At 71.5% G+C, this 22,209-nt stretch carries 18 protein-coding genes; 7 read left to right on the top strand and 11 right to left on the bottom strand.

The window, feature by feature from the left end:
- Positions 1 to 9: 9 nt before the first annotated feature.
- The 6 genes from ACYVLJ_RS44975 to ACYVLJ_RS44950 form a co-directional block, all read right to left on the bottom strand.
- Positions 10 to 1,773: a sialidase family protein gene (locus ACYVLJ_RS44975; protein WP_460443304.1), complete on the bottom strand. Its 1,764-nt coding sequence runs from the start codon at positions 1,771 to 1,773 to the stop codon at positions 10 to 12.
- 255 nt (positions 1,774 to 2,028) lie between these two features.
- A complete protein-coding gene (hrpA, locus tag ACYVLJ_RS44970) occupies positions 2,029 to 5,859 on the bottom strand; it encodes an ATP-dependent RNA helicase HrpA (RefSeq protein WP_460443359.1) in 3,831 nt (1,276 codons plus the stop codon).
- Between the two features lie 168 nt (positions 5,860 to 6,027).
- Positions 6,028 to 6,348 carry a hypothetical protein gene (locus ACYVLJ_RS44965; RefSeq protein WP_451986666.1) on the bottom strand — a complete coding sequence of 107 codons (321 nt, stop codon included), beginning with the start codon at positions 6,346 to 6,348 and terminating at the stop codon, positions 6,028 to 6,030.
- Between the two features lie 118 nt (positions 6,349 to 6,466).
- A complete protein-coding gene (locus ACYVLJ_RS44960; protein ID WP_460443303.1) occupies positions 6,467 to 7,630 on the bottom strand; it encodes a lactate 2-monooxygenase in 1,164 nt (387 codons plus the stop codon).
- Positions 7,631 to 7,677: 47 nt separating this feature from the next.
- The gene (locus ACYVLJ_RS44955) at positions 7,678 to 8,244 is read right to left on the bottom strand and encodes a GNAT family N-acetyltransferase (protein ID WP_460443302.1); all 567 of its coding nucleotides are present in this window, start codon (positions 8,242 to 8,244) and stop codon (positions 7,678 to 7,680) included.
- Positions 8,241 to 9,704 carry an APC family permease gene (locus ACYVLJ_RS44950; protein WP_460443301.1) on the bottom strand — a complete coding sequence of 488 codons (1,464 nt, stop codon included), beginning with the start codon at positions 9,702 to 9,704 and terminating at the stop codon, positions 8,241 to 8,243. The genes ACYVLJ_RS44955 and ACYVLJ_RS44950 overlap by 4 nt, the downstream gene beginning before the upstream one ends.
- Before the next feature lie 173 nt (positions 9,705 to 9,877).
- Between ACYVLJ_RS44950 and ACYVLJ_RS44945 the strand changes: the two genes are divergently transcribed.
- Both ACYVLJ_RS44945 and ACYVLJ_RS44940 read left to right on the top strand, forming a co-directional pair.
- Positions 9,878 to 10,519: a GOLPH3/VPS74 family protein gene (locus tag ACYVLJ_RS44945; protein ID WP_460443300.1), complete on the top strand. Its 642-nt coding sequence runs from the start codon at positions 9,878 to 9,880 to the stop codon at positions 10,517 to 10,519.
- Between the two features lie 114 nt (positions 10,520 to 10,633).
- Positions 10,634 to 11,794, top strand: a complete 1,161-nt coding sequence (locus ACYVLJ_RS44940) for a saccharopine dehydrogenase family protein (protein ID WP_460443299.1) — start codon at positions 10,634 to 10,636, stop codon at positions 11,792 to 11,794.
- Here ACYVLJ_RS44940 and ACYVLJ_RS44935 read toward each other — a convergent pair.
- Both ACYVLJ_RS44935 and ACYVLJ_RS44930 read right to left on the bottom strand, forming a co-directional pair.
- Complete coding sequence (locus ACYVLJ_RS44935; RefSeq protein ID WP_460443298.1) at positions 11,763 to 12,614, bottom strand: SDR family oxidoreductase; 852 nt, start codon at positions 12,612 to 12,614, stop codon at positions 11,763 to 11,765. The two genes, ACYVLJ_RS44940 and ACYVLJ_RS44935, sit on opposite strands and share 32 nt — an antisense overlap.
- A complete protein-coding gene (locus ACYVLJ_RS44930) occupies positions 12,601 to 14,073 on the bottom strand; it encodes a flavin-containing monooxygenase (protein WP_460443297.1) in 1,473 nt (490 codons plus the stop codon). Before ACYVLJ_RS44930 ends, ACYVLJ_RS44935 begins: the two co-directional genes overlap by 14 nt.
- Positions 14,074 to 14,140: 67 nt before the next feature.
- Between ACYVLJ_RS44930 and ACYVLJ_RS44925 the strand changes: the two genes are divergently transcribed.
- The 3 genes from ACYVLJ_RS44925 to ACYVLJ_RS44915 all read left to right on the top strand — a co-directional run bounded on the left by ACYVLJ_RS44925 (position 14,141) and on the right by ACYVLJ_RS44915 (position 16,382).
- Positions 14,141 to 14,731: a TetR/AcrR family transcriptional regulator gene (locus ACYVLJ_RS44925; protein ID WP_460443296.1), complete on the top strand. Its 591-nt coding sequence runs from the start codon at positions 14,141 to 14,143 to the stop codon at positions 14,729 to 14,731.
- Positions 14,732 to 14,865: 134 nt separating this feature from the next.
- Positions 14,866 to 15,711, top strand: a complete 846-nt coding sequence (locus tag ACYVLJ_RS44920; RefSeq protein WP_451986648.1) for a chitosanase — start codon at positions 14,866 to 14,868, stop codon at positions 15,709 to 15,711.
- A 35-nt stretch (positions 15,712 to 15,746) separates the two neighbouring features.
- Complete coding sequence (locus ACYVLJ_RS44915) at positions 15,747 to 16,382, top strand: L,D-transpeptidase family protein (protein WP_460443295.1); 636 nt, start codon at positions 15,747 to 15,749, stop codon at positions 16,380 to 16,382.
- Here ACYVLJ_RS44915 and ACYVLJ_RS44910 read toward each other — a convergent pair.
- From ACYVLJ_RS44910 to ACYVLJ_RS44900, 3 genes are read right to left on the bottom strand one after another with little or no spacing between them, the layout of a single operon-like run.
- Positions 16,372 to 17,358 (bottom strand): PHP domain-containing protein, encoded by a 987-nt coding sequence (locus tag ACYVLJ_RS44910; protein ID WP_451986644.1) that lies wholly within the window; start codon positions 17,356 to 17,358, stop codon positions 16,372 to 16,374. The two genes, ACYVLJ_RS44915 and ACYVLJ_RS44910, sit on opposite strands and share 11 nt — an antisense overlap.
- A 9-nt stretch (positions 17,359 to 17,367) precedes the next feature.
- Positions 17,368 to 17,859: a metallophosphoesterase family protein gene (locus ACYVLJ_RS44905; protein WP_460443294.1), complete on the bottom strand. Its 492-nt coding sequence runs from the start codon at positions 17,857 to 17,859 to the stop codon at positions 17,368 to 17,370.
- A complete protein-coding gene (locus ACYVLJ_RS44900) occupies positions 17,856 to 18,509 on the bottom strand; it encodes a GntR family transcriptional regulator (RefSeq protein ID WP_451986640.1) in 654 nt (217 codons plus the stop codon). Before ACYVLJ_RS44900 ends, ACYVLJ_RS44905 begins: the two co-directional genes overlap by 4 nt.
- A gap of 76 nt (positions 18,510 to 18,585) precedes the next feature.
- Between ACYVLJ_RS44900 and araD the strand changes: the two genes are divergently transcribed.
- Positions 18,586 to 20,298, top strand: coding sequence for an IlvD/Edd family dehydratase (araD, locus tag ACYVLJ_RS44895; RefSeq protein ID WP_460443293.1), 1,713 nt, complete (start codon positions 18,586 to 18,588; stop codon positions 20,296 to 20,298).
- A gap of 114 nt (positions 20,299 to 20,412) precedes the next feature.
- A complete protein-coding gene (locus tag ACYVLJ_RS44890) occupies positions 20,413 to 22,197 on the top strand; it encodes a VanW family protein (protein ID WP_460443292.1) in 1,785 nt (594 codons plus the stop codon).
- The last annotated feature ends 12 nt before the right edge of the window (positions 22,198 to 22,209 follow it).

Raw genomic sequence — 22,209 nt, 5'->3', positions numbered from 1 at the left:
GCGCCACCGCTACTGGACCAGCGAGAGGCCCTGCGTCACCACGTCCTGGTTCGGCAGGGTCCTGCCCGGGTTGCCGCGGAAGTCGGTCCAGCACGGGTGCAGGCGGAAGTCGGCGCCCACCGCGGCCGCCGTGTAGTCGCCGATGAACACCCCCTGGAGCTCCTTGCCCGTCACCGCGCCCGCCGCCACGAACTGGACCTGCGGGTTCGACGTCTGCGTCGTGATGCGCCGGATCGGCCCGGCGTTGTCGCCCCAGCCGGTCGTGTACGCGTAGTCGAGGCCGATGCCGTTCGGGTCGTAGCCGCGGGTGTAGAACGTGACCGCGACGCGCCCGGCCCGGGCCGCGACGGCCGGGAACACCTCGTCGGCGCCCGTGCCGATCTTCGCCGGCTTCGACCAGCCGTGCCGGCCGTCGGAGCCGCTGAGGAACGCGTCGCCGTTCGTCCTGACCGACTTGCCGCCGGTGTAGGTGCCGTTGCGGTCGTCGGCCCAGGTCACCCACAGGTGGTCGGTGACGCGGTCGTAGGTCAGCTGCGGGAAGCTGTTGACCCGGAAGTTCTCGCCGGTCAGCGCGTTGTTGGCGACGTCTTCGTTCACCGGGAAGTCGAAGTCGAGGCCGACCTCGGCGTGCCGGAACGTCCGGCCGCCGTCGCGCGAAGTCGCCACGACGACGGCGTCGTGGTCGGCGGGCTGGTCGCACGCGGCCGTCGCGCACACCGACGTCTCGTAGGCGATCTGCAGGGTCCCGTCGCGGGTGACGACCGGGTTCGAGCCGCTGCCGAACGGCGTGATCCCGCCGGAGAACCCGGTCAGCGACGGCGAAACCCGGCGCAGCGGCGACCACGTCCGCCCGAAGTCGCCCGACTTCGACAGCACGATCGGCGACTCGACGAAGTTCCCGGCGGCGTCGTAGGTGAACTGCGTCCAGCTGACGTAGACCGTCCCCGTCACCGGGTCGGCGGCGATCCACTCCTTGTCGTTGAAGATGTTCGTGGGCGTCGCCGTACCGGCCGGCGTGACGCCGTCGAGGTGCAGGATCGCCGGGTCGCCGAAGCTGCGGCCGCCGTCGTGGGACACCGACACGGCGATGCCGCTGGCGGGCTGCTGGTCGTCCGGGACCGCCGCCCGGCTGAACACGAGCGTCGCGTAGTAGACGGTGTTGTGCGGCCCGAACGCGAGGGCCGGGTCACCCGCGGCGTCCATGTAGGACAGTGGGGCGCTCGCCCCGGTCGGGAAGTCCAGGTGCGGCAGCTGGACGTTCGCCCAGGTCCGGCCGCCGTCGAACGAGGTGTAGGCGAAGCCGCCGGAGTCGTTGCGGGATTCGCGGGTGTTGTAGAGCCGGTAGTCGTTCGAGCCTGCGACGATGTTGCGCGGGTTCTCCGGGTTGACGGCGATGGTCGTCTCGTTCTGGGCGGTGCTGCAGCCGGTCTGGCTGCCGGTCGGCACGATGGTGTCGCCGTCGATGACGTCGTCGTTCGGGGCGAGCGGCCGGTACGGGTTCGGCTTGCCGATGTAGGTCTGGCAGAGCGCGGACAACGAGGGGTCGTCGCCGTCCTCTTCTTCCCCGTCGGCGAACTGCTCCTTGAGCAGCGGGTTCGGCACGTCGTGGTGCGCTTCGGCGATCTTGTGCTTGCTGTGCGCGGATGCGCCGGGCAGCGGCGGCCCGCCGCCCGCGGCGTGCGCGGCCGGCGCGAGCACGACGGCGAGCGGCAGCACGAGCGCGGTGAGCGTGGCGAAGATTCTTCGCTTGGCGGACGTATCACCCAAGGACATCGGAAGGTCCTTTCCCAGGAGGTCTTCAGCCGTCCCAGGCTTGACGCCCGTGCGGGCAGGGTCAACCGACGGAAGTCCGGATCCGGACATACCGGTTTTCGGTAGCCTGGCACGGTGATCGACTACGGGCTCGACTCGTGACCGAAGGGGACGAACTCGACACCCTCGTTGCGGCGGCGGACGATCGCGCACCTCGCCCGCCCACTGGCCGAAACCGGCCTCACCGCGCTCGGTGTAGGTCGCGCGGGTCTTCCTCTAAGCCAGCGCGTCGTCGATGGCCTTGGTGATCCGCTTCAGCGACACCGGGTGCGCCGTCCCCAGCGTCTGGGCGAAGAACGAGACCCGCAGTTCCTCGATCATCCAGCGGACTTCGTCCAGCGCGGGCGACGACGTGCCCGGTGGCAGGGAACCCAGCGCGTCCTGGTACTCCCCGGTGATCCACGCGATGTCCGCCGTCCGCTGGAGGTCGCGGGTCGGCTCGGTCGGGAGCTTGTCCAGCCGGCGGGAAATCCCCTGCAGGTAGCGCACGACGTTGCGCAGCCGCGGAGCACCGGTCGCCGTCACGAAACCCGGGTACACCAGGGCCGAAAGCTGGGCACGGACGTCGGCCAGCGACTCCGCCGGGCCGCGCGTGGCCGGCAGCTGCACCTCGACGTCGTTCGCCGCGCGGAGGATCTTCTCGACCTCGGTCAGCACGTCCAGCACCGCCGGGTGCAGGCCGGCCCGGACCTTCTCCAGCAGCACCTTGAAGCCGGTCTCGTCCCACACCGGGCCGCCGCCGGCCGCCATCAGGGCGTCCACCGCGCAGTCGACGCAGTCCTCGAGCAGGGCCGCGACGCTGCCGTGCGGGTTGCGGTTGAGCACGAGCTTGGACGAGTTCGACAGCGACCTCGTGATGAACTTCATCGGCGAGTTCAGGTTGAGCCGCAGCATCCGCCGCGTGCCCGCCCACATCGCGTGTTCCTGCTGGCCCGGCGTGTCCAGCAGGCGCACCGCGACCGACGCGCCTTCGTCGACCAGTGCCGGGTACGCCTTGACGTCGTGGCCGCGCTGCGTCGACTCGAACACCTTCGGCAGCGAGCCGAACGCGGGCTTCGTCAGCCCGGCCTTTTCGAGGGTGTTGGCCGCTTGGGAGATCGTCGCGCGGACCTTCGGGGCCAGCCGCCGCTGCAGCCCCTCGACGTCCTTGCCTTCGGCCACCTTCTTGCCGCGCTCGTCGACCACCCGGAACGTCATCTTCAAGTGGTCCGGCACCGAAGCGAGGTCCCAATCCGCGTAGGGCACCGTGATGCCGCGAATCGCCCGCAGCTCGCGCCCGAGCACCTCCAGCAGCGGACCGTCCGAAGGGGACACTCGCGCGAGGACGTCGCGAGCCGTGTCCGGCGCCGGGACGAAGTTCCGCCGCAGCGCCTTCGGCAGCGACTTGATCAGCTGGGTGACCAGCTCCTGGCGCAGCCCCGGCACCTGCCAGTCGAAGCCGTCGGGCGTCACCTGGTTCAGGACCGGCAGCGGGACGTGCACGGTGACGCCGTCCGCGTCCGCGCCCGGCTCGAACTGGTAGGTCAGCTTGAAGACCTGCGTACCCTGCGTCCACGAGTCCGGGTAGTCCGACTCGCGCACGCCGCCCGCGGTCTCGTTGATGAGCATGGACTTCTCGAACGAGAGCAGGTCCGGCTGCTCGTGGCGCGCCTTCTTCCACCAGGTGTCGAAGTGGCGCACCGAGACGACGTCCGCCGGGACGCGGGCGTCGTAGAACTCGTACAGCGTCTGGTCGTCGACCAGGATGTCGCGCCGCCGCGCGCGGTTCTCGAGGTCCTCCACCTCCTCCAGCAGCGCCCGGTTCTCGGCGAAGAAGTGGTGGCGGGTCTGCCAGTCGCCCTCGACCAGCGCGTGCCGGATGAACAGCGCGCGCGACATCTCCGGGTCGATCCGCCCGTAGTTGACGCGGCGGTCGGCGACCAGCGGGACGCCGTACAGAGTCACGCGCTCGGTCGCCATCACCGCGCCCTGCTTGCGTTCCCAGTGCGGTTCGGAGTAGTTCCGCTTGACGACGTGCTGCGCCAGCGGCTCGACCCATTCCGGCTCGATGCGGGCGTTGACGCGCGCCCACAGCCGCGAGGTCTCGACCAGTTCGGCCGACATCACCCACCGCGGCTGCTTCTTGAACAGCGCCGAGCCGGGAAAAACGCCGAACCGGGCGCCGCGCGCGCCGAGGTAGTCGCCCTTCGCCGGGTCCTTGAGCCCGATGTGCGAGAGCAGCCCGGCGATCAGCGACGTGTGCACGCGCTGCGGGTCGACCGGGGTCGTGTTGGTGTTCAAGGAGATGCCGAGCGGCTTGGCCAGCTGACGCAGCTGGCTGAAGATGTCCTGCCACTCGCGCAGGCGCAGGTAGTTCAGGTACTCGGTGCGGCACATCCGCCGGAACTGGTTGCCGGACAACGCCTTCTGCTGCTCGGCGACGTACTCCCAGAGGTTCAGGTACGCGAGGAAGTCCGACGTCGGGTCGGCGAACCGCGCGTGCTGGGCGTCGGCGGCCTGCTGCTTCTCCGCCGGCCGCTCGCGCGGGTCCTGGATGGACAGTGCGGCGGCGATGATCATGACTTCGCGGACACAGCCGTTCTTCGCCGCCTCCAGGACCATCCGGCCCATCCGCGGGTCGACGGGCAGCTGCGCGAGCTTGCGGCCGATGTCGGTGAGACTGCGGTCGGAACCGGTGCTCGAAAAGGCGCCGAGTTCCTGCAGCAGGCCGATGCCGTCGGTGACCTGGCGGCGGTCCGGCGGCTCGACGAACGGGAACGCCGCGATGTCGCCCAGCCCCAGCGACGTCATCTGCAGGATGACCGACGCGAGGTTGGTCCGCAGGATCTCCGGGTCGGTGAACTCGGGACGGCTCTCGAAGTCCTCTTCGGAATAGAGCCGGATGCAGATGCCGTCGGACGTCCGGCCGCAGCGGCCCTTGCGCTGGTTCGCCGACGCCTGCGACACCGGCTCGATCGGCAGCCGCTGGACCTTGGTGCGGTGGCTGTAGCGCGAGATCCGCGCGGTGCCCGGGTCGACGACGTACTTGATGCCCGGCACGGTCAGCGACGTCTCGGCGACGTTCGTCGCGAGCACCACGCGCCGCCCGGTGTGGGACTGGAAGATGCGCTGCTGCTCGGCCGACGACAGCCGCGCGTACAGCGGCAGCACTTCGGTGTTCCGCAGGTTCGCCCGGGTGAGGACGTCCGCGGTGTCGCGGATCTCGCGCTCGCCGGAGAGGAACACCAGGATGTCGCCGGGGCCCTCGGCGCACAGCTCCTCGACGGCGTCGAGGATGCCCTGCGTCTGGTCGCGCTCGTCGTCCTCGGGCCGTTCGGGGTCGACGAGGGGCCGGTAGCGCGTCTCGACCGGGTAGGTCCGGCCGGAGACCTCGACGATCGGCGCGTCGTCGAAGTGCTTCGAGAACCGCTCGGGGTCGATGGTGGCCGAGGTGATGATGACCTTGAGGTCGGGGCGGCGCGGCAGCAGCTGCTTGAGGTAGCCGAGGATGAAGTCGATGTTGAGGCTGCGCTCGTGGGCCTCGTCGATGATCAGGGTGTCGTACTGGCGCAGCGAGCGGTCGGTCTGGATCTCGGCGAGCAGGATGCCGTCGGTCATCAGCTTGACCAGCGTGTCCTGCCCCGACTGGTCGGTGAACCGCACCTTGTAGCCGACGGTGTCGCCGAGCTCGGTCTTCAGCTCGCTCGCGATCCGGTCGGCGACCGTGCGGGCGGCCAGCCGCCGCGGCTGGGTGTGCCCGATCTGGCCGCGGATGCCGCGGCCGAGCTCGAGGCAGATCTTCGGCAGCTGGGTGGTCTTGCCCGAGCCGGTCTCCCCCGCGACGATCACGACCTGGTGCTCGCCGATGGCCGCGGCGATCTCGTCCTTGAGCCTGCTGACCGGCAGCTCTTCGGGGTATTCGATCTTGGGCACGCTTTCGCGGCGCGCCTGGACGCGCAGCTCGGCCGCGTCGACGTCGGCGGCGATCCGCGCCAGGACGGCGTCGCGGTCGCGGGCCTTGCGGGCACCGTCGAGCCGCCGGCGCAACCGCTGCTCGTCGCGCGGCATCAGCTCGGGCAGGCGCGCACGCAGCGCTGCGAAGGGGGATGGCGTGGACATACTTACACCGAGGATAGCCGTGCGTGACCGACCGGGCCTCCGAATATCCCCGCCGCGTGACCGGGCGCACGCGAACGGCCCCGCACCGGGTGGGTGCGGGGCCGTCCGGAACGGGACTCAGCCGGGCTGGCCGGGCTGCTGCGGGTACTGCTGCTGCGCCTGCGGCTGGCCGGCGTAGGGCTGCGGCTGGCCGGGGAACTGGCCACCGGGCGCGGGCTGGGCGAACTGCTGCTGCGGCTTGGGCGCCTTCGCGCGGCTGATCGCCACCGAACCGCCGACCAGCGCGAGGCCGACCAGGCCGAGCACGATGCCGAAGCCGGGCTGCATGTCCGATGCCCAGGCGATGAGCCGGAACTCGTAGTCGAACTGCTCGAGGATCAGCGATCCGAAGCCGAGCACGGCGAACAGGATGCCGATGCGCATCATGATCGAAGACATGGAAAACCCCCAACGGGAAAGGAAAACCGGGAAGCAGGCCGCCCCCGACGACCCGCGATGGGACTCGAACAGTAGCCGCCGGGTTCCCGGTTGTCCCCCGCTTTCCCGTTTCGTTACCTCACGTCCGCCGGAGCGAGTCCGGGCCCAGGTCGGCGAGGGTGCGGTGGCCGGAAAGCCCCATGGTCAGGTCGAAGTCCGCCAGCAGGCTCCGCAGGACGTGCCGGACGCCGTCCTCGCCCGCGTGCGCCAGGCCGTACACCCACGGCCGGCCGACCAGGACCGCCCGCGCGCCCAGCGCGATCGCCTTCAGCACGTCCGCGCCGGTGCGGACGCCCGAGTCGAACAGCACCTCCATGCGGTCGCCGACCGCCGCGACGATCCCGGGCAGCGCCTCCAGGGCCCCGATCGCGCCGTCGACCTGGCGGCCGCCGTGGTTCGACACGACGATGCCGTCCATGCCGGCCTCGGCCGCGCGGCGCGCGTCGGCGACGTGCTGGATGCCCTTGAGGACGATCGGGCCGTCCCAGTGCTCGCGCAGGAACGGCAACTGGTCCCACGTCCGGTCGGTGCCGGTGATCATGCCCAGCCAGGTGAGGATCGCCGTGCCGCGGTCCTCCTCGGGCGTCTTCTCCAGGCGGGAGCGGAACACCGGGTCCGTGAACGGGACGGCGAGCCCTTCGCCCTGCAGGAACGGCAGGTACGACTGGTCCAGATCGGACGGTCGCCAGGCCAGCGTCCACGTGTCGAGCGTGACGACCAGCGCCGTGTAGCCGGCCGCCTTCGCGCGGGCCAGCAGGCTCGCGCAGACGTCCGGGTCGCCGGGCCAGTACAGCTGGAACCAGCGCGGGCCGTCGCCGTTGGCCGCGGCGGCGTCCTCGATGCCGGTCGACGACGCCGAGGAGAGGATGAACGGCAGGCCCACCGAGGCGGCGGCGCGGGCGGTCGCGGACTCGGCGTCCGGGTGGACGATCGACTGGACGCCGACGGGCGCGACGGCGACCGGCGCGGGCAGCCGGGTGCCGAGCACCGTGGTGGCCAGGTCGCGGTCGGTGGCGCCGGTCAGCATCCGCGGCACGACGCGCCAGCGGTCGAACGCCTCGCGGTTGGCGCGGGCCGTCGCGCCGGAGCCGGCCGCGCCCGCGACGTAGGAGAACGGACCGGGCGCCATGACCTCACGGGCCGACGCCTCGAGCTTGGTCGCGTCGGTCGAGCACGGCGGCAGCTGACCCCCGAGTCCCTGCAGGTAGAGCTCGTTTTGGTAGCTGCCGAAGCGTTCGGTCACGTCTGCCTCCTCGCGTTCGAAGGCGCACTGTACTCGCCGGTAACGGCTCAGGACGTGGGGCGGCTCATCGGCTGCATCGGCGGCCCGCCGGGCGGGCGGAACGCGGGCCCGTGGTCGGCGAACCCGAGCCGCCGGTAGAGGCGCGTGCTGGCCGGCGAGCTGGCCTCCAGGTAGGTGGGGACGCCCTCGGCGTCGGCCCGGTCGAGGCCGTGGCGCAGCAGCCGGCCGCCGATGCCCCGGCCCTGCAGGCCCGGCCGGACGCCGATGAACTGCGCGTGCCAGAGCGGGCCGGGCGGCTCGCGCTCGGCCATCAGGCCGAGGAGCACGCCGAGCCGGTCGAGCTCGGCCGCGTCGAGCCCGGCGATCGGGCCGTCGTCGTCCTCGCCGGGAGGCAGCCAGATCACCGCCGCGGTGTGGTCGGCGGTCACGTCGACGTGCCCGGCCGCGAAGCCGGCGTCGAGGAGCGCGCCGAAGAACGCGGGGTGCGAAACGTCGCGGCGCCGCTCGGCGTCCGGGAACACCCAGCCGCTCATCGGGTCGTCCTGGAACGCGGCGACGAGGATCTCCAGCACGGTGTCGCGTTCGGCCGGATCGGCCGCGCGGACGTCGCTCACGGGGACTCGACCAGTTCGTCCTCGCGCAGCGGGCCGCCGATCCCCGCGTAGACGTCGGGCCGGCGCGTGCGCAGCGACTCGGCCCGCAGGAACCCGGCCAGGCCGGCGAGCACCAGCAGGCCCGGCAAACCCCAGCGCAGCACCGGGATCGAGCCCGCCGGGCCGAGCAGGACGTCGAAGTTGACGATGATCAGCACCAGCACCGCGGTCAGCGTCACCGCCGCGAGCGCGGGCGCGCCCAGGCGCCGCCACCACGTCTCCCGGCCCGGGCGGCCGCGGAAGAACCCGATGACCGACAGGGAAACCGCGATCATGATGATCGTGACGCCGGTCGAGGCGGTGACGCCGGTCCACGTGAACAGGTCGGTGAACGGGTCGCGGCCGGCGAGCGCGAACACCGAGACGACGACGAACGCGATCGTGGTCTGGACCAGTGAGCCGCCGATCGGCGCGCCGGTGCGCTTGCTCGTCCGGCTGAAGCCCTCCGGCAGCAGCCCTTCCCGGCCCAGCGCGAAGAAGTACCGCGCGACGGCGTTGTGGAAGCTCAGCAGGGCGGCGCACTGACTGGTCAGGAAGAGCACGTACGCGACGTCGGCGAACGTCGTGCCGACGAACTGCCCGCCGAGGCCGAACAGCAGGCCGGGTCCTTCCGCCGTCGCGCGCTCGACGATGTGGTCCGGACCGGTCGCGACGGCCATCCCGAGCGAAGAAGCGATGTACAGCACCGCGGTCAGGCCGATCGCGATGAACGTCGCGCGGCCCACCGTCCGGCGCGGGTCACGGCATTCTTCGCCGTAGGTGGCGGCGCCCTCGAACCCGGTGAAAACCGCGATGGAAAACGCGAAAACGGCGCCGACGCCCGCGGTGAACAGACTCGACGGCGAAAGCGGCACCAGTGAAACCGAGCCTCCGGCCGGATGGCCGAACATGCCGACGTTCAAGACGACCAGCACCGCGACCTCGAGGCCGAGCGCGACGCCGAGCACCTTCGCGTTGAGGTCGATCCGCAGCACGCCGCCGGCGCCGACGACGAGCACCATCAGCAGGGCGGGCAGCCACCACGGGACGGTCAGCCCGAACATCGTGTCCAGCCACGTGGAGACGGACAACCCGAAGAGGCCGAACACGCCGACCTGGATCGAGCTGTATGCCAGCACTGTCACGTAGGAGACGGCGGTGCCCGCGGACCGCCCGATCCCGTGCGCCACATAGGGGTAGAACGCGCCGGCGTTCGTGATGTACCGGCCCATCGCCGCGTACCCGACGGCGAACAGCGCGAGCACCGGGGCCAGCAACACGAAGGACAACGGGACGCCGATGCTGCCGGTCACCGCGTACGTCGCCGAGACCCCGCCGGCGATCGCGTACAGCGGACCGGCGGCCGCGACGACGAAGAAGACGATCTGCGCGGCACCGAGCCGCTTGCTGCCGAGGCCGCGCCCCGGTGAGTGGGTACCCATGAACCTTCCCCCGCGCCGTGGGTGATCTTGGCGGCGGCGCCCCAGAGTAGGGGGTCGGCCTGCGCGGCGGTACGTCCGTTCGGGGTAAAACGTGATCTCTCCGAGAGCCGGGTGAAGCCGTACCGCTATCTTCGACAGCCTCACCGCGACCGCCCAGGGGGCCTTTTTCCGTCATGCGCCGGCTCACCATGGTCGATTCGTTCTTCTTCCTCGGGCACGACGAGTTCAGCGGCCGTCCCGTCTTGAGCCGGACTTCGCTGGGTATCGGCTTGGCGGGCGCGGTTTTGTGCGATCTGCTCTTCACCGAAAGGATCACCGTCGAGAACCGCAAGATCCGCCCGATCGCGCAGCGGCCGCCCGGAATCGCGGCGGCCGACAGCGTGTTTTCCGAAATTGTTTCGGAAAAGCGGGCGCACAGTGTCCGCGAGTGGGTCGACCACCTCCGCGACGACCTGCCCGAGGTGGTCGCCGAGCACCTCGTCGCCGCGGGCCTCGTCCGGCGGACGCCCGACCGGGTGCTCCTGCGCCGCCGGTTCCGCTACCCGCCGGCGGACCTGCTCGTGTCGACGGCGGCCCGGCACAAGGCGCGGTCCGCGGTGTTCGGCGTCGAGCGGCCCGACCCGCGCGCGACCTGCCTGGCGCTGCTGGCCTGGACCGCGGGCGTCGACGACCTATGCGAGCCGGAGCTCGGCCGGGCGCAGGTGCGGACCTGGATGGAGGACACCCACCACGGGCTGCCGCGGCGGATCGCCGACGTGATCAGCGGTGTCGCGGCCGTGGCGGCGGCTGTTGTGTACACGGGTGACCGCAAGTGATCTCTTCCGGGGGCTCCGGGTGGCGGAGCCCCCGGCCCGGGGCGGAGCCCCGGATGTCACAGTGACTGGCGGGTAACCTGGCCGCGTCCGCCGTCGACGCCCCCTGGAGGAGACATGCGCGCGCACGACGTGGTCCTGTTCGGCGCCACCGGCTTCACCGGCGGCCTCACCGCCGAGTACCTGGCCCGCCACGCGCCCGCGGACCTGCGCTGGGCGCTCGCCGGGCGCAACCGCGGCAAGCTCGAAGCCGTCCGGGCGCGGCTCGCGGAGATCGACGACCGGTTCGCGTCGCTCGACCTGCTGGTCGCCGACTCCGCCGACCCGGCCTCCCTGCGCGCCGTGGCCGAATCGGCGAAAGTGGTGATCACGACCGTCGGCCCGTACCTGACGCAGGGCGAGCCGCTGGTGGCGGCGTGCGCCGAGGCGGGCACCGACTACGTCGACCTGACCGGCGAACCCGAGTTCGTCGACCTCATGTACCTGAAGCACGACCGCCGCGCGCAGGAGACCGGCGCGCGGCTGGTGCATTCGTGCGGGTTCGACTCGATCCCGCACGACCTCGGCGCGTGGTTCACCGTGCGGCAGCTGCCCGAAGGCGTGCCGCTGAAGGTCGACGGCTACGTCCGGGCGAGCGGGATGCCTTCGGGTGGCACGTTCCTCAGCGCGCTGACCATCATGTCCCGGCTCCCGGCCGGCGCCCGCGTCGCCCGCGAACGCGCGGCCGCCGAACCGCGGCCGGACGGCCGGTTCGCCCGCGCGCCGCGCGGCCGGGCGCACCGGGTGCGCGACGCCGGCTGGTGGGCGGTGCCGCTGCCGACGATCGACCCCGAGGTCGTCCGCCGGTCGGCGACGGCGTCCGAGCGGTACGGGCCGGAGTTCACCTACCGGCACTTCGCGGCGGTCAGGCACCTCCCGGTGCTCGCGGGCGGCGTGCTCGGCGCGGGCGCGCTGCTGACGGCGGCGCAGGTCCCGCCCGCGCGGCGCGGGCTGTCCCGGGTGCTGGCTCCCGGGAACGGCCCGAGCCCCGAACGCCGGGCGCGGTCGTGGTTTTCGGTGCGGTTCATCGGCGAAGGCGGCGGCTCCCGGGTCGTGACGGAGGTGTCCGGCGGCGACCCGGGCTACGACGAGACGGCGAAGATGCTCGCGGAGTCGGCCTTGTGCCTGGCCACGGACACGCTCCCGGAGACGGCCGGCCAGGTGACCACCGCGACCGCGATGGGCGACGCGCTGATCGACCGGCTCGTCAAGGCCGGTCTGCGGTTCGAGACGCTGTGACCTGCGCCGAGACCCGCCGGACGTAGGCCGCGCGGCCCGCCGGGTCGAGTTCCTTCAGCGCGCGGTCGTCGCCGATCAAGCCGCGCGCGAAGGTCATGAGCGGCTCCGGGGTGAGCGCGGCGACCAGGTCCCAGCCGGCGAGCCACCGCGGCACGGCCGTCTCCGCGCGGCGGCTGCGCAGCGTGCCGGCGATCGCCTTCGCGACGTCCTCGGGGTCCACTGTGGGCAGTGCCCCGCCGAGCCGGACGCCCGACGCCAGTTCGGTGCGGACCGCACCGGGCAGCACCGCGCTGACGCTGACACCGGTCGCCGCGTACTCGCGCCGGACCGCGGCGGTGAGGCCGACGGCCGCGAACTTGCTGGCGTTGTACACGGCCATGCCGGGCAACGGGATCTTCCCCGCCATCGACGCGACGTTGACGACGTGCCCGCCCCCGCGGGCGACCATCCCCGGCAGCACCGACCGCAGGCCGTGCACCAGTCCCTGGACGTTGACGTCCAGCGTGGTGCGGCCGACCTCGTCCGGTTCCTCGAGGAAGTCGCCCAGCGGCATGACCCCGGCGTTGTTGACCAGCACGTCGATCCGGCCGAAGCGCTCGGTCACCGCGGCGGTGAAGGCGTCGAAGGACGCGCGGACGGTGACGTCCAGCGGAAAGCCGTGAGCGTCGGGGACCCGCTCGGCGAGCGCGGTGTCGAGGTCGCCGACGCAGACGGTCGCCCCGCGGGCGGCGAACTCGGCGGCGGTGGCGCGGCCGATGCCCCGTGCGCCGCCGGTGATCGCGACCACCGCACCCCGCGGACTGATTTCAGCGAACCGCATCGATCCTCCCGAATTCGTAGTCCTGCTCGTCGAACGAGCCGACCTGCGACCGCAGGCGGCCCGTCGAGAACGGCCAGCTGAAACTGTTGCGCCCGTTGACATCCGTGTAGTAGCTGGAGCAGCCGCCCGACTGGTAGACCGTGCCCGGCAGGGCCGCCTGCACGTCCGCGTTGAACGCCGCCTGCGCCTCCGGCCGGACTTCGATCGGCCCGCGGTCCGGCCGGAGGGCGCGCCTCACCGCCGCGACCGTGTGCCGCAGCTGGGCTTCGAGGATCATGAACGCCGACGAGTGCCCCGTGCCGAGACTCGGGCCCAGCAGCAGGAACAGGTTGGGGAACCCGGCCACCGTCGTGCCCTGGTACGCCTGCGGGCTGCCCTTCCAGTGGTCGTCGAGGCTGCGGCCGTCGCCGTCGAACACGCGGGAGGAGACCGGCATGTCGAGGATGTGGAAGCCGGTGCCGAAGATGATGGCGTCGACCTCCGCCGCCGAGCCGTCGGCGCCGAGGACCGTGCGGCCTTCGACGGCGCGGACGGCGGTCGCGTGCACGTCCACATGGGACTCGGTCAGCGACCGGTAGTACGTGTTGGACATCAGCAGGCGCTTGCAGCCGAGGGTGTAGTCCGGGGTCAACGCCCTTCGCAGCACCGGATCCCGCACGCTCAGCCGCAGGTGGGCCAGGCCGATCTTCTGCACCTGCCGCAGCAGCCACGGGTGCCGGAACCCGAAGCCGAGCGCCTCCATCGCGCCGTACTCCGCGCTGCGCAACGCGCGCTGCAGCGCCGGGAACCGCCGCAGGAGGAACCGTTCCAGGCCCGGCACGGGGTGGTCCGGCTTCGGCAGCACCCACTGCGCGGTGCGCTGGAACAGGTGCAGCCGCGCCACCTGCGGCACGATCCGCGGGACGAACTGGACCGCCGACGCGCCGGTGCCGACCACCGCGACCCGCTTGCCCGCCAGGTCGTAGCCGTGGTTCCAGCGCGCGGAGTGGAAGACCTCGCCGGGGAAGCCCGCGAGCCCGGGCAGGCCGGGGATGTTCGGTTCGTGCCACGGCCCGGTGCCGGCGACCAGGATCCGCGCGGTGTACGGGCCCCGGGACGTCTCCAGCTCCCAGCGGGACCCGGCGGGGTTCCACTGCGCGCGCGTCACCTCGACGCCGTAGCGGATCTTCGGCGTGACGCCGTACCGCTCGGCGGTGGCCCGCAGGTAGTCGCGGATTTCGGCCTGGCCGGCGAACGCGCGCGTCCAGCCGGGGTTCGGCGCGAACGAGTACGAGTACAGCGCGGACGGGACGTCGCAGGCGCAGCCCGGGTACGTGTTGTCGCGCCAGGTGCCGCCGAGCGCGTCGGCTTTCTCGAGCACGGCGAGGTCGTCGACCCCGGCCTGGCCCAGGCGGATGGCCGCGCCCAGCCCGGAGGCCCCGGCACCGACGACGAGGACCGCGAAGTGGCGTTGTTCCATTTTCGGAGACTAGCAGTATCTCAATACCAGCGGTACCCCGATTCCGGACCTCGCTAGAGTGGGCCCCATGGCCCGACTCACCCGCGCGGAAAGCCAGGCGCGCACGCGCGAGCAGCTGATCGAGACCGCCCGGCAGCTCTTCCTGCGCGACGGCTACTCCGTGACGTCGCTGGAGAAGGTCGCCGACGAGGCCGGGTACTCGAAGGGCGCGGTCTACTCGAACTTCCGCAACAAGGACGAGCTCTGCCTCGCGGTGCTCGACCGGATCCACGACGAGCAGGTCGCGCTGGTCGCCGGGGCGCTGGTCGGCGCCGAAGGGATGGAAGGGCTGCTGACCGCGCTGCAGGCGTGGGCCGAGCGCAGCATCGGCGACGAGGCGTGGACCGCGCTGGAGGTCGAGTTCGCCACGAACGCCCGGCGCAACCCGCACGTGCGCGCGGAGCTGGCCGCGCGGGACAAGGCCATCCGCGAGTCGATCGCCGGCCTGCTCACCGGCTACGCCGAGCGGTTCGGCATCACGCTCCCGATGTCGGCCGCCGACGCCGCGACGGCCCTGCTGTCCCTCGGCATCGGCCTCGGCGTCCAGCGCGCGATCGACCCGACGATCCCGGTGAACGTGCTGCCGGACGTGATCCGCCTGTTCGCCGGCGCTCGCTGAAATCGTCTGTTTTCCGTTCTCCTTTTACCTATTTCCGCCCCTTGTGGTGATCCTCACCCTTCGCTACCGTGACGCTACGCCGCAGCTTCACCCGAAACGTCCGGAAACGTCCCCGCGGAAAGGGTCTCCTCGAAATGAGCAAGAAGTTGCGGCCGGTCTTCGTCGGCGCGCTCGGCGCCGCCTCCGTGGCCGCCCTCGTGATCACCACCCCCGCGCTCTCCACCGCGGCTCCCGCTCCGCTGGCCGCGAGCAGCGCGACGGCCCGCGCCGTCGGCGACCTCTCCGCGCCGGCGAAGAAGGAGATCGCGATGAAGCTGGTCTCCAGCGCGGAAAACTCCTCCCTGGACTGGAAAGCGCAGTACAAGTACATCGAGGACATCGGTGACGGCCGCGGCTACACCGCGGGCATCATCGGGTTCTGTTCCGGCACCGGCGACATGCTCGAGCTCGTCGAGGCGTACACGAACTCCGTGCCGGACAACCCGCTGGCGAAGTACCTTCCCGCGCTGCGCAAGGTGAACGGCACCGATTCGCACGCCGGCCTCGGCTCGGCGTTCGAAAGCGCGTGGAAGCAGGCCGCGGCCACCTCGGCGTTCCAGACCGCGCAGAACAACGAGCGCGACCGCGTCTACTTCGACCCCGCGGTCAGCCAGGGCAAGTCCGACGGCCTGAGCAACCTCGGCCAGTTCGCCTACTACGACGCCATCGTGATGCACGGCCCCGGCGACAGCTCCGACAGCTTCGGCGGGATCCGCAGCGCCGCGATGAAGAAGGCGAAGACGCCGGCGCAGGGCGGCGACGAAACGGCGTACCTCAAGGCGTTCTTCGCCGCCCGCAAGGTCATCATGAAGCAGGAGGAGGCGCACGCCGACACCTCCCGCGTCGACACCGAGCAGGCGAAGTTCCTCAACGAAGGCAACTTCGACCTGCACACCCCGCTGAAGTGGTCGGTCTACGGCGATCCGTACACGATCAACTGACGCCGGGCCCGCGTGACGCCGGTAAACTCGCCTGCATGCGCAGGAGATCGCTCGGCGTCACGCTGGCCGCGGCCGCCGTGCTCGGCACCGGCGCCGCCACGCCGGTGTCACCGGGTCCGCAGCAGCGGGTCACGGTGGCCGCGGACCCGGCGAGCGCGACCACGGCCGTCCTCACGGCGTGGCAGCGCACCGGAGACGGGTGGACGAAGGCGTACGGCCCGATCACGGCCCTGGTCGGCAAGGACGGCATCGGCCAGGCGAGCGAAGCGACTTCGCGCACCCCGGCCGGCGTCTGGCCGCTGACCGAGGCGTTCGGCACCGAGGCCGCGCGAACCGCGCTGCCCTACCGCGTCGTGACGACGTCGGACTGGTGGGTTTCGGACCCGGAATCCCGTTACTACAACACGCATGTCTCGTGCGCGCCCGGCACCTGCCCGTTCGACGAGGCCGCGGGCGAGAACCTCGGCGAGGCGGGCCCGGCCTACGCCCACGCCGTCGTCATCGACTACAACCGCTCGCCCGTCGTACCGGGTGCCGGGTCGGCGTTCTTCCTGCACGTCACCACCGGAAAACCCACCGCGGGCTGCGTCGCGATCCCCGCCGCCGACCTCGAGGCGCTCCTGCGCTGGCTCGACCCGGCCCAGCACCCGGTCATCGAGATCAGCGGCTGAGCAGCTCGTCGGCCGTGCGGGTGTTGATGATCCGCTCCGGCCCGATGCCCGCCTTGACCGCGCGCTCGCACCCGTAGGGCTGCCAGTCGAGCTGGCCCGGCGCGTGCGCGTCGCTGTCGATGGCGAATTCGCAGCCGATCTCCGCGGCCAGGCGCAGCAGCTTCATCGGCGGGTCGAGCCGTTCCGGGCGCGAGTTGATTTCGACGGCCACGCCGTTTTCGCGGCACGCGGTGAACACCTTTTCGGCGTCGAACTCCGACTCCGGCCGGCCCCGCCCGACGACCAGGCGGCCGGTGCAGTGCCCCAGGACGCGGACGTGCGGGTTCCGGACCGCGGCGAGCATCCGCCGCGTCATGTCGCGGGCCGGCATCCGCAGTTTCGAATGCACGCTCGCGACCACGAAGTCCAGCTCTCCCAGCAGGTCCTCTTCCTGGTCGAGGGACCCGTCGTCGAGGATGTCGACCTCGATGCCCTGCAGCAGCCGGAACGGCGCCATCAGCTCGTTGGCCTTGGCGACGAGCTGCATCTGCGTCCGCAGGCGGTCCGGCGAGAGCCCGTTCGCGACGGTCAGCCGCGGCGAGTGGTCGGTCAGCACCATCCACTCGTGCCCGATTTCCCGGCCCGCGACGGCCATCTCGCCGATCGAGCTGCCGCCGTCCGACCAGTCCGAATGCGTGTGGCAGTCCCCGCGGAGCGCCGAGCGCAGCGGCTCGCCGTCCGGCAGCTTCTTCTCGACGATCTTCGACCGGTACTCCGGGTCGCGGCCGGCCAGCGCGTCCTCGATGACGCCCGCGGTGGCCTTGCCGATCCCGGGCAACGACGTGAGCGTGCCGTTCTCGGCCATCGAAGCCAGCTGCGCGGCATCGGTCTTGTCGACGGTCGCGGCCGCGTTCCGGAACGCGCGCACGCGGTACGTCGGCTCCCCCGCGCGTTCGAGCTGGAACGCGATCTCCCGCAAGGCCCATGCCGGATCCATGGGACCTGTCTACCCCCTCTTGGGCAGTTCGTGCAGCTCGACGTCCTTCAGCACGCCGTCTTCGACCGTCGCCGTCTGGTAGGTGCAGAAGGGCTGGCGACGGCGGTCGGTCGGCGAGCCGGGGTTGAGCAGCCGCAGGCCCGCGGGGGTGGTCGTGTCCCACGGGATGTGGCTGTGCCCGAAGACCAGCACGTCGGTGCCCGGGAACCGCGCGTCGCACCGCTGTTCACGGCCCTGCTTCGCGCCCGTCTCGTGGATCACGGCCAGGCGCAGGCCGCCGAGGTCCGCGCGGGCGATCTCCGGCAGCCGGGCGCGCAGGTCGGCGCCGTCGTTGTTGCCGTAGACCCCGATCAGGCGCTTGCCGCGCCGCTCCAGCTCGTCCAGCAGCGAGACCTCGACCCAGTCGCCGGCGTGCACGACGACGTCCGCGGCCGCCACCTCGGCCCACACCCGGTCCGGCAGCGGGCGGGCGTGGGTGTCCGAGATGAGCAGCAGCTTCATTCGATCGCCTTGAGGACCCGGTCGAGGAACCCGCCGATGTGGTCCTTCAGGAGCGACGCGGCCCCTTCGGCGTCGCCCTTCTTGGCCGCCGCGAGGACCGCCTTGTGCTCGGTCCACTCCTTCTTCCAGCTGGGGTTGGCCTCCCAGCCGACGACGCTGATCAGCGCCGCGCGGTCCTTGAGGTCGTCCAGGATGGAGACCAGCAGCGGGTTGCCGCAGCCGAGGTAGAGGGCGCGGTGGAACCGGCGGTTGAGCAGGCTGAGCGCGGCCTGGTCCTTGTCGGCGATGGCCGCCGACGCCTCCTTCAGCGCTTCGGCCGCGTCGTCGAGCAACGCGCTGTCGTGCTGCTCCACGGTCCGGCGGACGGCCTCGGGTTCGAGGACCATCCGCACGTCGTAGACGGACTTCGCGAGCTCGGCGTCGACCTTGACGACCGAGGCTCCCTTGTACGGGCTGAACGTCACCAGACCGGAGTTGGAGAGGACCTTGAGCGCCTCGCGCACCGGCGTCTTCGACACGCCGAGCTTCGCGGCCAGCTCCGCTTCGACGAGCGGCTGGCCGGGGACCAGCTCGCGGGTGAGGATGCCGCGGCGGATCTCCTCCAGGACCACTTCGGTCCGGGATGCGGGCAGGCTGAACGTCCCGGTCATGATGCGCTCCCTCACTCTCTTCGGAACCATTCAACCAGGCCCCCGAGATCATATATCAGATGCCATACTGAATCCCATGAAAGCACCCGAGGAGCTCCGCAGCCACCGGTGGTTCGGCGGCGACGAACTGCGCACCTTCAGCCACCGCGCCCGCAGCCGCCAGCTGGGCTACAACCCGGAAGAGCACCTCGGCAAACCCGTCATCGGCATCCTGAACACGTGGTCGGACATCAACCCCTGCCACATGCACCTGCGCGAACGCGCGGAGCAGGTCAAACGCGGCGTCTGGCAGGCCGGCGGCTTCCCGCTGGAGTTCCCGGTCGCGACGCTGTCGGAGACCTACCAGAAGCCGACACCGATGCTCTACCGCAACCTCCTGGCGATGGAGACCGAGGAGATCCTGCGGTCCTACCCGATCGACGGCGCGGTCCTGATGGGCGGCTGCGACAAGACGACGCCGGCGTTGCTGATGGGCGCGGCGAGCGCCGGGCTGCCCGCGATCTTCGTCCCGGCCGGCCCGATGCTGCGCGGGCACTGGCGCAACGAGGTGCTGGGCAGCGGCACCGACATGTGGAAGTACTGGGACGACAAGCGCGCCGGGCTGATCGGCGACGCCGAAATGTCCGAACTGGAACGGGGCCTGGCCCGTTCCCCCGGGCACTGCATGACGATGGGGACGGCGTCCACGATGACGTCAGCCGCCGAAGTGCTCGGCGTGACGCTGCCGGGCGCGGCGTCGATCCCGGCCGTCGACTCGGCGCACCACCGGATGGCCGCGGCGAGCGGCGCCCGGATCGTCGGCATGGTCTGGGAAGACCTGACGATCACGCAGGTCCTCGACAAGCGCGCGTACGAAGACGCGATCACGACCGTGCTCGCGCTGGGCGGGTCGACCAACGCCGTGATCCACCTGATCGCGATGGCCGGGCGCAGCGGCATCCCGGTGAGCCTGGCCGACTTCGACGCGCTCGCGCGGCGCGTGCCGGTGCTCGCGAACATCCGCCCCGGCGGCGACTGGCTGATGGAGGACTTCTACTACGCCGGCGGCCTGCCCGGGCTGCTGTCGCGGCTGACCGACCTGCTGCACCCCGAGCGGCTCACCGTCACCGGCCGCACCCTCGGCGAGAACCTCGCGCCGGCGCGGGTGCACAACGACGACGTCATCCGCACGCGGGACAACCCGGTCGCCGCGGAGGGCGGGGTCGCGGTGCTGCACGGCAACCTGGCGCCGTCGGGCGCGGTGATCAAGCACATCGCCGCCGAGCCGCACCTGCTGACGCACACCGGTCCGGCCGTGGTGTTCGAAAACTACCCGGACCTGAAGAAGCGCATCGAAAATCCCGAAATCACCGCGGACTCCGTGCTCGTGCTGCGCGGGTCCGGGCCGCTCGGCGGCCCCGGCATGCCGGAGTACGGGATGCTGCCGATCCCGTCGCACCTGCTGGAGCAGGGCGTCCGGGACATGGTCCGGATTTCCGACGCGCGGATGAGCGGCACCAGCTACGGCGCGTGCGTCCTGCACGTCGCACCCGAGTCGCACGTGGGCGGCCCCCTTGCCTTGGTCCGCGACGGCGACCTGATCACCCTCGACGTTCCCGCGCGCACCCTGCGTCTCGAAGTGTCCGATGCGGAGCTGGAGCGGCGACGTGCCGAGTGGACCGAGCCTGCACCGCGCTTCGAGCGGGGTTACGGTGCGCTCTACAGCGAGCACATCACGCAGGCGGACGAAGGCTGCGACTTCGACTTCCTCGCCCGGGCGGGCCACAACCCGGAACCCGACGCCCGTTGACCGTCCCGTGACCGGTTCCTCCCCCGTTAGGGCGAGTCGTACGGCTTGTCCGGGTGCCCCGTACGCTGACCCCGACACCGGGGCGACCCGGCGCCGCGTTGAAGGGGTGGAGAGTTGCCGTACGAACCGCGTTGGCCCGAGTCACACGGTGAGCAGACGGACGTCCTGCCGGTCGTCCGGCCCGAACCGGAACCCGGCCCCGCGCCCGCCAAGCGTTTCAACGCGCGCAAGGCCGGCTGGATCGCGGGCGGGGTGTTCGGCTTCCTCGTCGTCCTCTACGGCGTCGACCTGCTCGTCAGCCAGGGCAGCGTCCCGCGCGGCGTGACCGTCGCGGGTGTCGACGTCGGCGGCATGGACCGCGACGCCGCCGAGCAGGAACTGCGCGGCAAGATCGAGCCGCGGCTCACCCGTCCGATGGCCGTGACGGCCGGAGACGTCCAGGGCACGCTGTCGCCGACGCTCGCCGGGCTGAGCCTCGACTGGGCCCGGACCCTCGACCAGGCCGGCGAACAGCCGCTGAACCCGTTCACGCGGCTCGCGTCGCTGTTCTCGAGCCGCGAGGTCGGCGTGGTCAGCCACGCCGAGGACGCGAAGCTCACCACCGCGCTGGAGCAGCTGCGCGGCCAGGTCGACCGCGACCCGGTCGAAGGCACCGTGAAGTTCGAGGGCGCGAACCCGGTCGCCGTGCCGCCGAAGCCCGGGCAGAAGCTCGACGTCCCGGCCGCGACGGCCGCGGTCGTCGAGAAGTGGGCGAGCGGCGAGACCCTGGCGCTGCCGGTGACGAGCACGCCGGTCCGGACCACCCCCGAGGGCGTCCAGGCCGCGCTGGACCAGTTCGCGAAGCCGGCCGTGTCGGGCCCGCTGGTCGTCAAGGGCGACGGCAAGGACGCCACGGTGCAGCCCGAGGCGATCGCCGCGGCGCTCACCTTCGAGCCGGCCGACGGGGGCGGGCTGACGCCGAAGATCGACAACGCGAAGATCGCCGAGGCCGCCGGGCCGCAGCTGAAGTCCACCGAGAAGGAGGGCAAGGACGCCACCGTCGTCTTCGACGGCGGCAAGCCCGCGGTGGACCCGTCGGTCGACGGCCGGACCATCGACTGGGACCCGAGCCTCAAGCCGCTGCCGGACGTGCTCAAGAAGACCGGCGGCCGCGAGGTCCCGGCCATCTACAAGAACACCCCGGCGAAGGTGACCACGGACCAGGCGAACCAGCTGGGCGTCAAGGAGGTCGTCGGCGAGTTCACCACCGGCGGCTTCGCACCCGACTCCGGCACGAACATCCGCGTCGTCGCGCAGAAGGTCAACGGCGCGATCGTCAAGCCCGGGGAAACCTTCAGCCTCAACGGGTTCACCGGCCCGCGCGGCAAGCCGCAGGGGTACGTCGAGGCCGGCGTCATCGAGAACGGCGCCCCGGCGCGCGAGGTCGGCGGCGGCATCTCGCAGTTCGCGACCACGCTGTACAACGCGTCGTACTTCGCGGGCATGAAGGACGCGGGGCACAAGGAGCACAGCTACTACATCAGCCGCTACCCCGCCGCGCGCGAGGCGACGGTGTTCCAGAACCCCAACGGCGCCAGCGTGATCGACATCAGGTTCACCAACGACTCGCCGACCGGCATCGCGATCCAGACGATCTGGACGCCGTCGTCGATCACCGTGAAGCTGTGGGGCACCAAGCGGTACACCGTCGAGTCGATCCCCGGCGAGCGCTCCAACCCGACCGATCCGCCGACCAAGCCGGGCCCGGCGGAGAACTGCCACGCGTCCAACGGCGCGCCCGGGTTCACCACGACCGACACCCGAGTGATGAAGGACGCCGCGTCCGGCCGCGAGGTGAGCCGCTCGACCCGGACCGTCCGCTACAACCCGCAGCCGAAAATCACCTGCGGCCCCTCCTAACGGCCGTTCACG

It is taken from the genome of Amycolatopsis stemonae (assembly GCF_054781455.1).
The sequence above is the reverse complement of the archived record's forward strand: the minus strand, read 5'-3'. Positions and strand labels throughout refer to the sequence as shown.

What these genes read in the sequence shown, in the direction of transcription:
- ACYVLJ_RS44975 (WP_460443304.1), bottom strand. Translation starts at nt 1,773, where the DNA reads ATGTCCTTGGGTGATACGTCCGCCAAGCGAAGAATCTTCGCCACGCTC.
- hrpA (WP_460443359.1), bottom strand. Translation starts at nt 5,859, where the DNA reads ATGCCGCGCGACGAGCAGCGGTTGCGCCGGCGGCTCGACGGTGCCCGC.
- ACYVLJ_RS44965 (WP_451986666.1), bottom strand. Translation starts at nt 6,348, where the DNA reads ATGTCTTCGATCATGATGCGCATCGGCATCCTGTTCGCCGTGCTCGGC.
- ACYVLJ_RS44950 (WP_460443301.1), bottom strand. Translation starts at nt 9,704, where the DNA reads ATGGGTACCCACTCACCGGGGCGCGGCCTCGGCAGCAAGCGGCTCGGT.
- ACYVLJ_RS44945 (WP_460443300.1), top strand. Translation starts at nt 9,878, where the DNA reads ATGCGCCGGCTCACCATGGTCGATTCGTTCTTCTTCCTCGGGCACGAC.
- ACYVLJ_RS44940 (WP_460443299.1), top strand. Translation starts at nt 10,634, where the DNA reads ATGCGCGCGCACGACGTGGTCCTGTTCGGCGCCACCGGCTTCACCGGC.
- ACYVLJ_RS44935 (WP_460443298.1), bottom strand. Translation starts at nt 12,614, where the DNA reads ATGCGGTTCGCTGAAATCAGTCCGCGGGGTGCGGTGGTCGCGATCACC.
- ACYVLJ_RS44930 (WP_460443297.1), bottom strand. Translation starts at nt 14,073, where the DNA reads ATGGAACAACGCCACTTCGCGGTCCTCGTCGTCGGTGCCGGGGCCTCC.
- ACYVLJ_RS44925 (WP_460443296.1), top strand. Translation starts at nt 14,141, where the DNA reads ATGGCCCGACTCACCCGCGCGGAAAGCCAGGCGCGCACGCGCGAGCAG.
- ACYVLJ_RS44920 (WP_451986648.1), top strand. Translation starts at nt 14,866, where the DNA reads ATGAGCAAGAAGTTGCGGCCGGTCTTCGTCGGCGCGCTCGGCGCCGCC.
- ACYVLJ_RS44915 (WP_460443295.1), top strand. Translation starts at nt 15,747, where the DNA reads ATGCGCAGGAGATCGCTCGGCGTCACGCTGGCCGCGGCCGCCGTGCTC.
- ACYVLJ_RS44910 (WP_451986644.1), bottom strand. Translation starts at nt 17,358, where the DNA reads ATGGATCCGGCATGGGCCTTGCGGGAGATCGCGTTCCAGCTCGAACGC.
- ACYVLJ_RS44905 (WP_460443294.1), bottom strand. Translation starts at nt 17,859, where the DNA reads ATGAAGCTGCTGCTCATCTCGGACACCCACGCCCGCCCGCTGCCGGAC.
- ACYVLJ_RS44900 (WP_451986640.1), bottom strand. Translation starts at nt 18,509, where the DNA reads ATGACCGGGACGTTCAGCCTGCCCGCATCCCGGACCGAAGTGGTCCTG.
- araD (WP_460443293.1), top strand. Translation starts at nt 18,586, where the DNA reads ATGAAAGCACCCGAGGAGCTCCGCAGCCACCGGTGGTTCGGCGGCGAC.